Raw genomic sequence first — 14,572 nt, 5'->3', positions numbered from 1 at the left:
TTGCCGCTATTAAAATTAATCAGCTGATGTGCTGATACAAAAAGAAGTTAGAATGACGAAAAAACTGCTGCCATTACCTGTGTCTGCGTTAGCGCCGACTATCTCACTTAATCATGTGCAATCGTGCATGAATAATCCGTATCCTGAAACCTTGACCTTTATCGGTCAACAGCGCGCTCAAAGTGCGCTGGATTTTTCATTGGGGATGGAGCTTCCCGGTTACAATGTGTATGTCATGGGGGAAGCTGCCCATGGTCGCTTTACGTTAGTAAAAGATAAATTAGAGGCGCACAGTAAAGGCCGCCCGACGCCAAATGAGTGGTTGTACGTTAATAATTACGATGATCACCGTGAGCCAATCGCGATGTTTTTACAAGCAGGGCAAAGTAAGCAATTGGCCGATGATATCGACTCGTTTATAGATGAAGTGCTCGACACTTTTCCGGCAGCATTTGATAACCCAGCTTATCAGCGCAAAAAGAAAAAAATAGACCGTGAGTTCAATGACGCCTATGACGCTGCAATCACCGAAGTTGAAATTGCTGCACTTGAACAGAGCGTTGCTTTAATTGAAGAAAAAAGCGTAGTGGGGTTTGCTCCGTTAGTGAATGGCAAGCAGTTAAGTGATGCTGAATTTGCAGCCCTTGATGATGATTTGCGCGAGCAATTTTATGAGGTTATCGAAAAACTAGAAGATGCCTTAATCGAAGCATTAATAGAGTTACCGCGTTGGAAACGTGAGTCCTCAGAAAAACTACGGAATTTAAAAAAGTCCACTGCAGAGCTTGCGACTAAACCTTTATTAAAAGATTTAGAACATAAATACGCTGCTCATATCGGCGTGCTACGTTATTTAAAAGACATTCGAGTTGAAATTATTGATGCCGTTCTTGAATGGCTTGACGACGAAGATGTCAGCGAAGAAAACAAAGAAGACTTTGATAGCAAAGGCATGTTGACCGACTTTTTTGCGCCCAATATTTTGGTCGAATTTAAAGAAGGCGATGCAGCGCCGGTCGTCTATGAACCCAACCCAACGTTTGGCAATATCTTTGGCAAGATAGAGTATGCCGCGTCGCAAGGTTCGTTGATCACTAGCTATCGCTCAATTCAGCCAGGGGCTCTTCACCGTGCTAATGGCGGCTATTTGATTATGGATGCTGAAAAAGTCATGGCTAACCCACAAGTGTGGGATGGCTTAAAGCTGTCATTAAAAACGCATCAGATTAAAAATGACCTACCATATCAAGACAGTGCTGTAGGCAGCAGTTTTACACTTCGTCCGCAGTTAATACCCCTTGATGTGAAAATTATTTTGCTAGGCTCACGAGATTTGTACTACACCATTGGTGAGTACGACGAAGAGTTTGCTGAATTATTTAGAGTGTTAGCGGACTTTGATTACTACTTACCTAGTAGTGACAAACTGCAATATCAGTTTATCACTAAAGTGACTGAGTATTGCCTAGATACGCTAAAGTGTAGTTTGACCGAATCAGCTATGGTTAGACTACTTAAGTTTAGTTATCGCCAAGCTGAACACCATAATAAACTATCAGCGCGTTTTGCTGACGTGCTAGAGCTTGTGGCAGAAGCTAGCTTTTACACCAAACAAGATAATTTAAGCCTAATTGATGCTCATCATATTGATGAAGCAATTGAAGGTAAGCAATACCGCACAGGGCAAATTAGCGAAAACATGCTCAGCGACATTAAAGAAGGGCACACCCTAATCGCTACTGACGGCCAAGCCGTGGGTAAAGTCAATGGCCTAACTGTATTACACATTGGTGATACATCATTTGGTACGCCTGCACGTATTACTGCCACAGTATACGCTGGGGCTGATGGCGTAATTGACGTAGAACGTGAAGCGGAGCTTGGTAAAGCAATCCACTCTAAAGGGGTCATGCTACTTACCGGTTACTTGGGCAATAAGTACGCTCAGCAATTTAGTTTAACGCTCAGTGCTAATATCGCTATCGAGCAAAGCTATGGCTATATAGATGGTGATAGCGCGTCACTGGCTGAGTTATGTGCGCTGATTTCGGCAATTACTAATTTACCAATAAGCCAATCAATTGCACTAACAGGCTCAATTAACCAACATGGTGATGTACAAGCCATTGGTGGCGTAAATGAAAAAATAGAAGGCTTTTTCAAACTCTGTAAAATGCGCGGTTTAACGGGTCAGCAAGGTGTGATCGTGCCTAAATCGAATCAAGTTAACTTGGTACTCGATGACGAAATACTTACCGCTGTTGAACGAGGTAAATTTCACATTTATGCCGTTGAAACAGTTGATCAAGCTCTTAACGCATTAATGGATATAGACGCCGGTGAGCTGGTTGATGGCCATTACCCTGAAGATTCCGTTAATGGCATTGCTTTAGCACGATTAAATAATATTGCCGATATCGTCAATGGCGATAGTGACGAAGACGAAAAAGAACAGAGTGAAGAATCATGATTAATATTATTTTAGTGATAATTATCGCTATATTTTGCTACTTAATCTTTCAAAACAGTAAAAAAGTTAAGCAACAATCGCTTGCTAATGCGCAGCTTGGCAGTGACTTTTTAGCTACCAACACTAAAGTTGAAGGCATAACAGAGACAGCTTCAGGGCTACAATACAAAATTGAGTACAGCAGTGGCTCTGATGTAAAACCTAACCCTAAAAGCATGGTGAACGTTCACTACCATGGCACCTTGCTTGATGGCAGTGTTTTTGACAGTTCAGTTGAGCGAAACAGTCCGATTAGTTTTGGCTTGCACCAAGTAATAAAGGGGTGGACTGAAGGCTTACAATTAATGAGCGAGGGCGATAAATACACCTTTTATATTCCACACCAATTAGCTTATGGTGAAAAGCGTGTAGGGAGCATTCCTCCTGCGTCTTTACTTATTTTTGAAGTTGAATTATTAAAGGTAGAGTCGTAAAAGTAGCCATATAAAGCGCTTTTATGGATGTTACTTACTCATGGGCTGAATATGATCAGCCCTTATTTATAGCCTAAACAATCTAATAAATAATACTACCCACTAAAAGCAATTTCACTAATTTCTAGTTTAAACTCACCTTGCTGTTTTTTAGCAATCATAAAACCCAACTGACTAATTTTTAAAAAGTTAATAGTTGGTTGTTGTTCAAGCTCTCGTCCACGAAAGGTCAAAATAAAATCACTGGGTGAAAATGTAAAAACCTGCCATTGGTCTTTTTGTGTATCAAACGAAACCGCATAAGCAGGGCCATCCATATATTGATTAGTTCTTAAACGAAGTTGATAGGTTTTGCCATCACCTTTTACGCGCAATGCAATCTGTTTAGAAGGTTCATTTTCTGTATTGATGATAGTGCGTACAGAGGCAAAGCCGCCATTATTCTCAAGTGACACAGTTCCTGCAAAGACTAAGTGGTTATTCTTTTCGTAAACTTGACTAGTCGAAAGCCCGCCCATGACCGAATCGTTTACACTGTACCAATTTGGAATGGCATCGACATCGCTAGGTGCTAAAAGCATGCCCGCAGATAACAAAGGTACCAAGTGAGTCTTCATACTAAATCCTTACGCGTTAGGTATTTAACCTGAACTCTGGATAATAAATCTATATCCAGCGGCTACTTTCAACGCTAACTGCGTTGAATTTACTTGTAATAAGCTAGCTATTGACGCGTAAATNNCTCCGGCTGGAGACTAATAAAATATATTTGTGACTTAATATCAATACATTAGACATCTATTAACCAGAGTTCAGGTTATTTAGTAAAACAATACGTAACATGGAATAAATGGTTCAAATTAATAGCTAATTCTCACAGACGATATGTTTGTAAAATTAGATATGTTATTTGTTTTGTAAACAGAGCAATCGTTATTAATCAAATAATGCATCCAGCGTGAAATACTCAACACCATGACCCGATTGCATACTGAACTGAGATAGCTTGATTGCAACTTGTTGCCCTGTAATAGGCCTATATTTCTTTAGTCCCGGTATCACACACAGCAGAGGTAGCAAAACACTACCAAGCTTTTCTGCAAAGCGAAAATCATTAGTGCGCTTACCCAGCAATAACGAAGGTTGGATAATACTAATACGTTTAAATGAAAGGGCTTTTACAGCATCTTCAAGTTCACCTTTCATCTTTAAATAAGCGCTATTACTGTTTGCATTTGCACCACTTGAGGACACCAGTAAATAGTGTTCTACCTCCATTTGTGCAGCAAGCTGAGCGACATGAAGTTGATAATCAAAATCAACTTTTCGCTGCGCATCAACTGAGCCCGCCGTTCTTTTAGTTGTGCCCAAGCAAGAAAATAATATATCAGCTTTAAATAGAGAGGAGTATTGAGATAGGTTTTCAAAGTCAATAACATGATTAATCACTTTATCGCTGTGATAGTTAACAGGTCGGCGTGTTAAAGTAACGACCTTAGTGATATGAGTTGCCTTAGTTAATTGCTTAACTAAATGGCTACCCACTAAACCTGTTGCGCCAATGACTAATGCTACTTTTCCCATATCATTCACTCCTTTTTTATCAGATGATTCGGCGAGCATTGTCATAGATATTTGAACGTTAGACAAACTATTCAATAGTTAAAGTAAACCTCAGGCTAGAAACCCAAACATTATTCATGGCATGATAAGACATAGCCCCTTGAAAGCATGAAGGGATAATCCAATAAAAAGAATAATTTCTAATAAGGCACTTTTATGAGTTTGATGACATTAACCACTCAAGGCAGCGTTGCGGTTATTACATTGACAGATGGTGAAAACCGTCAAAACCCACAGTTTGCTAAACAATTAAAACACACCCTTGCAGAGGTTGTCGCAAACGATGATCATAAAGCATTAGTCATTACGTCAAGTGATGAAAAAAGCTGGAGCTTGGGTATTGATACTGATTGGTTGATGCCCGCGATGAAAGCGAACATGGCCGATGAAATACGTGGCTTTATGTATGACATGGACGATATTTTTAAAACGTTACTACTTTTTCCAATGCCTGTGATTGCGGCGATTAATGGTCATGCGTTTGGCAATGGAGCTATCTTAGCCTGTGCGTGCGATTTTAGATTTATGCGAAGCGATCGTGGGTTCTTTTGCTTCCCTGAAGTTGATTTATCTATTCCATTCTTACCGGGAATGATAGCTTTTGTGAAAAAAGCGCTACCTTACTACCGTTTTAATGAGATGAAGTTAACAGGTCGTCGTGTTGCGGGTGAAGAGCTGGCAAGAGACCACGTTGTTGAAAAGGCAGCAAAAGACAACGATACCTTGCTTGCTGATGTAATGGAATTTGCTACAACATTTGATAAAAAGCGAGCTATTTTTGCAGAACATAAAAAACGCCTGCATAAAGAAATAATTCAGATTATTGATGAAGAAAATAAACCGTATATTGATAACCTTTCATTGATGGTTTAGTTGTACAACAGGAAATCGCTAGTTAAAGGATATAGGCGTTTATGAAAGTAAAAGAAATGGAAGAGTTAGCATTAACACGAGCAGAAACCAAGGAAGTTATAACGCCTTATGCATTTAAAATTGATCAAGCATTATTAGGTTTGCCATTGGCGTCACCCACAAGACGGGCGTTAGCGATGCTAATAGATGTAATGTTAATTTTTCTTGCGGCAAAACTCAGTGCTGCTTTAATTGCATTTGTAGCTACAGTGGCTTTTTATAAAGGCACTGCGCAAAAACACTTACCTAAAATGAACTCGCTTTGGCGGCGAATATTAAAACTAACGGCTGCTACTTTGCTGTTTTTCAGCTCGCTGTATTTATTGTCAGTAGCAATTGATTACTTTGATGGTGACACAGTTGGCGAAACTGCGACTATTCAACAAGATATAATATTAGATCCAGAAGAAATACAGGTTGTTAATACGTATTTAAAACAGACCCAAGATGCACAACTGTGTGATCAGACGTGTCAGGCAACTGAGCTGGCTAGTTTAGTATCTCAAGTAGCAAAGCTAACTGAACTAAATGAGCTCAGCGAAGTTAACGAAATTGAACATATTAATATGGCGAAAGGGCTGTTGGATTTGATCATCGAGGCAAGCGAGCAATCACATGATGAACAGTTATTAGAGGAAATTGACTCTATAGAGCCACAGGCAAACTCAACAACATCCCATAGTATTTTAAAGTGGGGTATAGGGATTATAGAGGATTTAGGTCTAGGCTTTGGCTGGGCAGCTATTTATTTCACTTTGTTTGCTCTTTTATGGAAAGGGCAAACGCCGGGTAAAAAAATATGTAATATTCGTGTTGTGGCATTGAATGGGGAGCAGTTAGGTTTACTAGATTGCTTTGGTCGTTACGGTGGTTATGGCGCAGGCTTTACAACCGGTTTATTGGGGTTCTTACAAGTATATTGGGACCCAAATCGTCAAGCCATTCAAGATAAAATATCAGCGACAGTTGTTATAAAAGGAAGTATGAATCAGCCTGTTACTCCAGAAACAATAGAAAAGGCGATTAAAGAATAAATTAAAAGCCCACTTTGATAAATATTTTAGCTCTGTATTGACTAAGCACGGTCTATATCAATTAGTTGTAGGTAGCCATTTATGGCAAAAGCGCTTTTATTGGACAATAAAGTGCTACCTTTAAAGTTTCATACTACAGTCAAATTAGAAGCTGACAATAAGTATTAAAGCACAAATCGATGAGGGTAAAATAGACGACGTTGCATTAGCGCTGATATATTTTACCTTGCACGATCACTGCCGCGTATGGAAGTAAACTGATTGGGATATTACTAATAAATTGATAACCCAGCTAGCAAAGTCAGATCAATTGTACGCATCAAATAAAAGTTAAATCGATGACGAGTATTTAACCGAAATTTATATACCGAAGATGTGATGGTATAAATTAAATATATTCTAGGATTATAAAATAGGAATTACATTCTCTTAATGATTTTTTTTGCAATTGTAAGCTCAAGGCGTATGTGATTGTTTATAATATTCAACTTGAATTATAAATATCTGTATAACTCGTCTTTAATATCGTTTAAGGAGGTGGTGAAATAAATGGAGGGACAACCTTAAGCTTACAAGGCCTGTTTATTATTCAAAAAAATGCATTCCCGATAAATCGATTAAGTAGCCCCAGTATAAATTAAGATGTTGTATTAGATTTATTCAATTGCATGTGTTTTTTGTACCTATACAATCCACATGTAGTTAACATATTGTTGCTATGTAAATATTACGTAATCAAAAGGAATGAGAATGAAAAATAAAATTTTAGTAATGACATTGGCACTTGGTTTCATCTCTGTAAGCTCTATAGCAGCAACAACTTCTGGTTGGTGGCGTACGGTTTCCGTTCAGGTATCTGCAAGCACACCTGCAGATCATAACGAAGTATGTGCACGTGCAGAGAGCAGCTTGAGAGCGCAGTACAGTGATGTCACAGAGGTAAGATTAAGCCCTAGTTTTGATATGTATACAGGTACTTTGTATTGCAAAGCAACTGGTCAAACACAACAGTGATCAACTTATGATTGTTAATAGCATCATCTATAGATGGTGCTATTTTCTAATTTTTAGAAGGCTCAGTTTTAAAATAGGCTTTACTTAATCCCAGTAGACACCCACCAATCCCCATCAACACCACTACAATCCACACCGGCCAATTACCATATTGACTATAGATACTATTTCCTTGAATAAGTTTAACATTGGCTTTTAATATGTCGGCTTTGAACTGTGGCATGCTGATTTGTGCTTGACTGATAGGGTCGTATACACCACTGATACCGTTGTTTGTAACCCGTATTAGCGGGCGTTGTAATTCTAGGGCGCGCATGCGGGCCATTTGCATATGCTGGTGCGGACCATGTGAGTCACCAAACCAGGCGTCATTACTAACAGTAAACAAGATATCAGAGTCGCTGCGGTAGTTACCACGTACTAAATTAGCAAAAGCAATTTCGAAGCAAATAGCAGGGAGAATATTTAAGCCGTTGGCGCGTAAATTGTTTTGTACTTCATCACCACGTGAGAATGATGACATGGGCAAATCAAACAAAGGCGCGATTGGGCGCAGAATATCTTCAAACGGTACAAACTCACCAATAGGGAGTAATTGATGTTTTTGAAAGCGGTTTTTACCTAGGTATTGATAATGGCCGTGCTCATCGTTACGTTCTTTATTACCCAGCACTATCAAGGTGTTGAAGACCGTTTTGGTATCTAGTTGGTAGTCAACAATACCCGTAATAAGGGCAGTTTCATTAAATGAAGCTGCGCTATCAAGACCGACTAAAAAGCTGTCTGCAAGGGCTTCTATTTCAGGTACCGCAGCTTCTGGCCAAACGACTAAGTCAACATCCCAGTGCGGGCGTGTCATGTCCTGATACTTACTCATAGTGGTCCAAAATTCACTGGGTTCAAACCGTAAGTTTTGTTTGATGTTCCCTTGAACAAGCAAAGTGCTGATGGTTTTATCACTGTAATTAGTATTACGACTGTAGTGATTAATCCCAACTAGCACAGCAGCAAACAATGCTATGATGACTGATGTTTTAAACTCTCGCGTACATACTAGTCTATATAGACCAAAGCCAATAGCAATACAGACTAATGTTAAGCCAAATTCACCAATGACGGGGGCCAGGTAATTAAGCGGGCTGTCGGTTTGAGTATAACCAAAACTGAGCCATGGGAAACCCGTTAAAACGACACCACGTAAATACTCAGTAATAGCAAAGCCAGTTAACAAGAATAAGCCATAGCTATTAGGACCGTTAGCAAAGCGTGTGGCAAACATAAAGGCAAGGGCGGGGTAAATAGCTAGATAGGCACATAGCAGCACCATAAGTAGCACTGAGGCAACTAGCGGCATGCCACCGAATGTTGCAATAGACACATGTACCCAGCTAATACCGGCCCCAAACCAGCCTAGACCAAAAATAAAACCATATTTTGCGGCTTGTTTACTGGGCTGTTTACCGTATTGCAGATTATGTGTGGTGTAAATTGCCAATAGCAGGCAAACAAAGGTCAGGGGCCAAATCCCGAAAGGAGCATAGCTTAAAGTTAAAAGAAGGCCCGCAACCAGTGCGAGCCATGCTTTTTTATCTTTTGCTAAATGTAGGCAATTAGTCAGTATTGTCTTCACTGTCGCTATCATCAGCCTTAGGTACGGTAACCTGTAGTTGCAATAGACGACGGCTATCTGCATTGGTTACTTTAAATTGTAGGCCATCAATTTCGATGGTTTCTCCGCGTCCTGGCATATGGCCAAACGCGTGCAACACAGTGCCACCGATAGTGTCTGCTTCTTGTGTGCTATAGCCTGTTTTAAACTTTTCGTTAAAGTCATCAACGGGGGTTAGCGCCTGCACTACATAAACATGTTTGGCAAGTTGACGAATATCTTGTTGCTCTTCTTCTTCGTCATGCTCGTCTTCAATTTCACCTACGATGATTTCTAAGATGTCTTCGATGGTGACTAAACCTGATACACCACCATACTCATCAATCACAATCGCCATGTGATAGCGCTGTTGACGAAATTCATTCAGTAATGTGTCAACGCGTTTACTCTCAGGCACCACAACAGCTGGGCGTAAGTAATCGCGCAAAGACGGAAGTTGGTCGTCTTTATTTAATATTAACGGCAGTAAATCCTTCGCTAGCAAAATTCCCTCAACATGGTCTTTGTCTTCACACACCACAGGGAATCGTGAATGGGTAGAGTCAACCATCATAGGAATTAACTCTTCTAGCTTTGCATCAACCTCAAGTGTGATCATTTGTGAGCGCGGGATCATGATATCGCGCACTTTAAGCTCAGATACACCAAGCACACCTTCAATCATTTCTTTAGTTTCAGGGTCTATGACATCCCGTTCTTGCGCATCGGCAATTACTTCAACCAGCTCTTCTCTATTCTGGGGTTCCCCTTGCAACATTTGGGTAATTTTACCCAACCAGTTCTTGCTAGAAGAACCCTGGCTAGTCTGCGAGTTATCGTCGCTCATTGCGTCTATCTGCTCCGTTTGTTTAAATATCGTCCCGATATGGGTCTGCTATACCTAGATCAGCAAGTAATTGCTTTTCTATGCTTTCCATTTCATTCGCATCTTCTTCCTTTATATGGTCAAATCCGAGTAAATGCAAGCATCCGTGGATCACCATATGGGCAAAGTGGTCGTGAAAGGTCTTTTCTTGTTCATTTGCTTCAGCTAAAACAATCGCTGGACAAATGATTAAATCACCTACAAGTGGAAGTTCAATTCCCGGTGGCGATTCAAACTCAAATGAAAGAACGTTTGTAGGTTTGTTCTTACCACGGTAATCATTATTAAGTTGCTGGCTTTGTTCTTCATCAGCGATAACGATGGTGAGCTCAGATTCATCACGGTACTGACTTAATACTTTATTAGCCCAAACAGCAAATTGCTCAAGGCTAGGTAAGTTGTCAAACTCGCACGCAATTTGTAAATCAAGTTCTGTTGTCAAAGGTTTACTCATTATTATCAGTGGCTGCTTGTTCAGCATTTGCTAGCAGATCTTTAGCGCGTTGTTTTTCGGCGCGTTTAATGCGGTCCGCTTCATCGTTACGCTCGTAAGCTTCCACAATGCGGGCAACAACTGGGTGGCGAACAACGTCGTGCGATTGGAAAAAATTAAAACTAACTTCCTCAACATCACTGAGTACTTCGATTGCATGGCGAAGACCAGAGCGAGCACCACGTGGTAAATCGACTTGAGTGATATCACCGGTTATAACTGCTTTAGAATTAAAACCGATACGTGTTAAGAACATTTTCATTTGTTCTACAGTCGTATTTTGGCTTTCATCTAAAATAATAAAGGCGTCGTTAAGCGTACGTCCACGCATAAAAGCAAGTGGCGCTACTTCAATAACATTTTGCTCTAGCAGCTTTTCAACCTTCTCGAAACCCAGCATCTCGAATAAAGCATCATATAAAGGCCGTAAGTATGGGTCAATTTTTTGGCTTAAGTCGCCAGGTAAGAAACCTAATCTCTCACCTGCTTCAACAGCAGGGCGTGTAAGCAGTATGCGGCGTATTTCTTGGCGCTCTAAGGCATCAACCGCTGCTGCAACTGCGAGGTAGGTTTTACCTGTGCCAGCGGGTCCAATACCAAAGGTAATATCATGGCGAAAAATATTTGATACGTAATGACCTTGGTTATCGTTGCGGGGTTTAATTACGCCACGACGAGTTTTAATCACCACTTCTTTGCCGTATTCGCTAAGTTCGTCTTGTTCAAGGGCAGTTGATTCAGAAATTGCCAAGTGAACGGTATTAGGTTCAATTTCTTTAACCACACCACGGACAGGTTGCGTTTCAACATACAAATCTTTGACGATTTCCATTGCAGCAAAAGCACTGGTGGTTTTACCTGTTATTTTAAAGTAGTTATCGCGATGAGTGATTTCGACGCCTAAACGGCGTTCGATCTGTTTGATATTCTCATCAAACGGTCCGCATAAAGATGTGAGGCGTTTATTGTCGGAGGGTTCTAAATAAATCTCTAATTTTTTTAACTGATTACTCAAAATGGCTTCCTGTTGTGGTGTGCCAGCTATTGCTGGCACTGTCATTGTCGCCTAAGGAACGAATGTAGTAACACCGATTTCATTGGGTGTTGCTTGAGGTTCAGGCTGCGCTGCTTTACTCAGAATGTCAGCAGGAGCGATATCACGGCGTAAATTCATTTCTGATTCTGTACGAATCAAGTCACCACGTAAAGAATTAGGCAGTGCTTCTGTTATACGTACATCAACAAATTGACCGATCACATTGTGTGGCCCTACAAAGTTCACTACGCGGTTATTTTCAGTACGACCTCGCAATTCCATCGGGTTTTTCTTTGATGGACCTTCAACGAGTATACGTTGTTCGGTATCAAACATTTGGCGACTGATTTGCTGTGCCATTTGCGTAATACGATTTTGTAATAAGTATAAACGCTCTTTTTTCTCTTGCTCAGAAACATCATCAGGTAAGTCAGCGGCAGGCGTACCAGGGCGTGCGCTATAGATAAAGCTGAAGCTCATATCAAAACCAATATCATTGATAAGGTTCATGGTTGCTTCAAAGTCAGCGTTGCTTTCACCTGGGAAACCAATGATGAAGTCAGACGACATGCTTAAGTTCGGGCGAATTTTACGTAATTTACGAATAGTTGATTTGTATTCAAGTGCTGTATGGCCGCGCTTCATTAAGTTTAAAATACGGTCAGAACCACTTTGTACTGGTAGGTGTAAGTGATCAACAAGCTCAGGTACATCTGCATAAGCGTCAATAATATCCGGTGTAAATTCTACTGGGTGAGATGTGGTATAACGAATACGGTCAATACCATCAATCGCTGCTACATAACGGATTAAATCTGAGAAGTAACAAATTTCGCCATCGTAAGTCTCACCACGGTAGGCGTTAACGTTCTGACCAAGTAGGTTTACTTCACGTACGCCTTGCTCTGCAAGCTGAGCAACTTCAAGTAATACATCATCTAGTGGGCGGCTTACTTCTTCACCACGTGTATAAGGTACTACGCAGAAAGTACAGTATTTAGAACAGCCTTCCATAATTGATACAAATGCACTGGGGCCTTCAGCTTTTGGCTCCGGTAGGCGGTCGAACTTTTCAATCTCAGGGAATGAAATATCAACTACAGAGCTACCTTTATTGCCTTGCACTTGCTTGATCATCTCAGGCAAACGGTGCAAAGTTTGTGGGCCAAAAATGACATCAACAAAAGGAGCACGTTGACGAATAGAGTCACCTTCTTGAGAGGCAACACAGCCACCAACACCAATAATCAAGTCAGGTTTGTCATCTTTTAATAACTTCCAACGACCCAGTTGATGAAACACTTTTTCTTGTGCTTTTTCACGAATTGAACACGTATTGAGTAGAATGACATCTGCTTCACCAGCTTCTTCAGTTAACTGATAGCCGTTGGTTGCATCGAGGAGATCCGCCATTTTCTGAGAGTCGTACTCATTCATCTGACAACCCCAAGTTTTAATATGCAGCTTTTTACTCATTGAAATATAGCCTCGTTTTCAATTCGGTAGTGGCACAAAAATGTGCTAGAAACAGGAGTTAAGTAATATGAGCATTTAAATGCCCGTTAACTTAAAGGACGCGTATTTTATCTGGATACCCGCCCAGATCCAAGTATAGATTTGATCTTTGTGATTTGAAATCAAACAAACTGCGCAATAGTGCGTTTGAGCATTAAAGCAACTCGCATTTTTTCAACTAAGTACGCTACAATCAACGCCATAGTTAGTGACCTAAGTTGTGATCAAAAATATGCAAAAAAACAAAGTTATCGTTGTCGGTGGCGGCATGGTCGGCGCCGCAATGGCAGTAAAGTTAGCACAGCAAGGTTGTGATGTTCGTGTTATAGAGCAACGACCTATTAACGCTGAGCAAGTATTGCAAAGCGAGACTATCGATATACGCGTATCAGCTATCAATCGTTTTTCTGAAAAGTTACTTGATGAGCTTGGTGCAATGCCATTGTTACGAGCATCACGCTTGGCGCCATATCAACAGCTAGAAGCGTTTGAACGTGCTGGGGATAACCTTCTTTTTGACTGTAATGATATTAACACCTCGCACTTAGGTCACTTAATCGAAAATAAACTAATTCAAGCCAGTTTATGGCAGCAATTTAAACAACATAATATCGATGTGCTCACCATCAAATCGCCTATTTGTGCTATTGAACAGACAGCGCAAGATATTAGCTTAATCTATGGTGAAGAGCGTTATAGTGCCAATTTAGTGATTGCAGCAGACGGTGGTCAGTCGCAATTGCGCGCAAAAGCAAATATTGGGGTAACAGGTTGGCAATACCAACAACATTGTATGGGTGTATTAATTAAAATGGATGCCCTACAACAAATTAAAACATGGCAACAGTTTAAACCTTCAGGCCCTGTAGCATTTTTACCTATGCAGGCACCTTATGCCAATTTAATTTGGTATGACGACGCAGCTAAGTTACAAAATTTAAATAAATTAACCAAAGAACAGTTAAAACAACAAATAATTGAAAACTTTAAACCGCTAGCTGGTGATTTTGAAATTGTTAATCAAGCAGTATTCCCACTTGCTCGTCAACACGCTAATAAATACTCAGCAGGGCGTTTGGTGTTAGTTGGAGATGCTGCACATACAATAAATCCTTTAGCTGGGCAGGGAGTCAATCTAGGCTTTCAAGATGTAGCAGCGCTTAGCGATATTTTAGCATCGGTAGATGACATTGGTAACGAAAGTCATCTCAAACATTATGAGCAAACGCGTCGTAAAGCAAATTTACTGATGATGAGTATGATGGATGCATGCTATTTTGGTTTTTCTAATCAGCTAACCCCTTTACAGTGGGCGCGTAATCGTTTTTTAAAAATAGCTAATAGCACTGGACCTATAAAGAACTGGGTACTGAAATACGCGATTAGTGGTGAATTGAAGTAACTAAAGTTTAGCTAGGGTGGGCGAAAGCTCACTCATATAATTTTTGATTAAAGATTAAAGATTAAA

Annotated in this window: 13 protein-coding genes; 6 read left to right on the top strand and 7 right to left on the bottom strand. The window is 40.4% G+C overall.

The window, feature by feature from the left end; genetic code table 11:
- The first annotated feature begins 52 nt into the window (after positions 1–52).
- On the top strand, positions 53–2,470 hold the full coding sequence (locus C7Y70_RS00590; protein ID WP_180270432.1) for an AAA family ATPase: 2,418 nt from the start codon (positions 53–55) through the stop codon (positions 2,468–2,470).
- Entirely contained in the window at positions 2,467–2,943 is a 477-nt protein-coding gene (locus tag C7Y70_RS00585) for an FKBP-type peptidyl-prolyl cis-trans isomerase (RefSeq protein ID WP_135473029.1), read from the top strand. The genes C7Y70_RS00590 and C7Y70_RS00585 overlap by 4 nt, the downstream gene beginning before the upstream one ends.
- Positions 2,944–3,038: 95 nt before the next feature.
- On the opposite strand, the gene C7Y70_RS00580 is transcribed toward C7Y70_RS00585, so the two are convergent.
- On the bottom strand, positions 3,039–3,560 hold the full coding sequence (locus C7Y70_RS00580) for a CIA30 family protein (protein WP_135473028.1): 522 nt from the start codon (positions 3,558–3,560) through the stop codon (positions 3,039–3,041).
- Between the two features lie 319 nt (positions 3,561–3,879).
- Positions 3,880–4,527, bottom strand: coding sequence for an NAD(P)H-binding protein (locus C7Y70_RS00575; protein ID WP_135473027.1), 648 nt, complete (start codon positions 4,525–4,527; stop codon positions 3,880–3,882).
- A gap of 195 nt (positions 4,528–4,722) precedes the next feature.
- Here C7Y70_RS00575 and C7Y70_RS00570 point away from each other — a divergent pair, with 195 nt between their 5' ends.
- From C7Y70_RS00570 to C7Y70_RS00560, 3 genes are all read left to right on the top strand, one after another.
- Positions 4,723–5,439, top strand: coding sequence for an enoyl-CoA hydratase/isomerase family protein (locus C7Y70_RS00570; protein ID WP_135473026.1), 717 nt, complete (start codon positions 4,723–4,725; stop codon positions 5,437–5,439).
- A 41-nt stretch (positions 5,440–5,480) separates the two neighbouring features.
- A complete protein-coding gene (locus C7Y70_RS00565) occupies positions 5,481–6,512 on the top strand; it encodes an RDD family protein (RefSeq protein ID WP_135473025.1) in 1,032 nt (343 codons plus the stop codon).
- A gap of 750 nt (positions 6,513–7,262) precedes the next feature.
- Complete coding sequence (locus tag C7Y70_RS00560) at positions 7,263–7,526, top strand: hypothetical protein (protein WP_135473024.1); 264 nt, start codon at positions 7,263–7,265, stop codon at positions 7,524–7,526.
- 46 nt (positions 7,527–7,572) lie between these two features.
- Here the strand turns inward: C7Y70_RS00560 and lnt are convergent, their stop codons facing one another.
- From lnt to miaB, 5 genes are read right to left on the bottom strand one after another with little or no spacing between them, the layout of a single operon-like run.
- Positions 7,573–9,156, bottom strand: a complete 1,584-nt coding sequence (gene lnt / locus C7Y70_RS00555; protein WP_210114644.1) for an apolipoprotein N-acyltransferase — start codon at positions 9,154–9,156, stop codon at positions 7,573–7,575.
- A complete protein-coding gene (gene corC, locus C7Y70_RS00550; RefSeq protein WP_099296061.1) occupies positions 9,137–10,021 on the bottom strand; it encodes a CNNM family magnesium/cobalt transport protein CorC in 885 nt (294 codons plus the stop codon). Before corC ends, lnt begins: the two co-directional genes overlap by 20 nt.
- Before the next feature lie 22 nt (positions 10,022–10,043).
- The gene (gene ybeY, locus C7Y70_RS00545) at positions 10,044–10,502 is read right to left on the bottom strand and encodes an rRNA maturation RNase YbeY (protein ID WP_135473067.1); all 459 of its coding nucleotides are present in this window, start codon (positions 10,500–10,502) and stop codon (positions 10,044–10,046) included.
- A gap of 4 nt (positions 10,503–10,506) precedes the next feature.
- Positions 10,507–11,568, bottom strand: coding sequence for a PhoH family protein (locus C7Y70_RS00540; RefSeq protein WP_099296138.1), 1,062 nt, complete (start codon positions 11,566–11,568; stop codon positions 10,507–10,509).
- 51 nt (positions 11,569–11,619) lie between these two features.
- Positions 11,620–13,065: a tRNA (N6-isopentenyl adenosine(37)-C2)-methylthiotransferase MiaB gene (gene miaB / locus C7Y70_RS00535; RefSeq protein WP_099296060.1), complete on the bottom strand. Its 1,446-nt coding sequence runs from the start codon at positions 13,063–13,065 to the stop codon at positions 11,620–11,622.
- 271 nt (positions 13,066–13,336) lie between these two features.
- Here miaB and C7Y70_RS00530 point away from each other — a divergent pair, with 271 nt between their 5' ends.
- On the top strand, positions 13,337–14,506 hold the full coding sequence (locus C7Y70_RS00530; protein ID WP_210114643.1) for an FAD-dependent oxidoreductase: 1,170 nt from the start codon (positions 13,337–13,339) through the stop codon (positions 14,504–14,506).
- Positions 14,507–14,572 lie beyond the last annotated feature (66 nt).

Source organism: Pseudoalteromonas sp. KS88 (assembly GCF_004766475.1).
Classification (GTDB): Bacteria; Pseudomonadota; Gammaproteobacteria; order Enterobacterales; family Alteromonadaceae; genus Pseudoalteromonas.
Note: the sequence above shows the minus strand (reverse complement) of the source record. Positions and strands in the feature narration are given on the sequence as shown.

Bases quoted from the DNA above. Each gene is read 5' to 3' on its own strand.
- C7Y70_RS00575 (WP_135473027.1), bottom strand. From the start codon at position 4,527: ATGGGAAAAGTAGCATTAGTCATTGGCGCAACAGGTTTAGTGGGTAGC.
- C7Y70_RS00590 (WP_180270432.1), top strand. From the start codon at position 53: ATGACGAAAAAACTGCTGCCATTACCTGTGTCTGCGTTAGCGCCGACT.
- C7Y70_RS00530 (WP_210114643.1), top strand. From the start codon at position 13,337: ATGCAAAAAAACAAAGTTATCGTTGTCGGTGGCGGCATGGTCGGCGCC.
- C7Y70_RS00570 (WP_135473026.1), top strand. From the start codon at position 4,723: ATGAGTTTGATGACATTAACCACTCAAGGCAGCGTTGCGGTTATTACA.
- C7Y70_RS00585 (WP_135473029.1), top strand. From the start codon at position 2,467: ATGATTAATATTATTTTAGTGATAATTATCGCTATATTTTGCTACTTA.
- C7Y70_RS00580 (WP_135473028.1), bottom strand. From the start codon at position 3,560: ATGAAGACTCACTTGGTACCTTTGTTATCTGCGGGCATGCTTTTAGCA.
- C7Y70_RS00560 (WP_135473024.1), top strand. From the start codon at position 7,263: ATGAAAAATAAAATTTTAGTAATGACATTGGCACTTGGTTTCATCTCT.
- miaB (WP_099296060.1), bottom strand. From the start codon at position 13,065: ATGAGTAAAAAGCTGCATATTAAAACTTGGGGTTGTCAGATGAATGAG.
- C7Y70_RS00565 (WP_135473025.1), top strand. From the start codon at position 5,481: ATGAAAGTAAAAGAAATGGAAGAGTTAGCATTAACACGAGCAGAAACC.
- corC (WP_099296061.1), bottom strand. From the start codon at position 10,021: ATGAGCGACGATAACTCGCAGACTAGCCAGGGTTCTTCTAGCAAGAAC.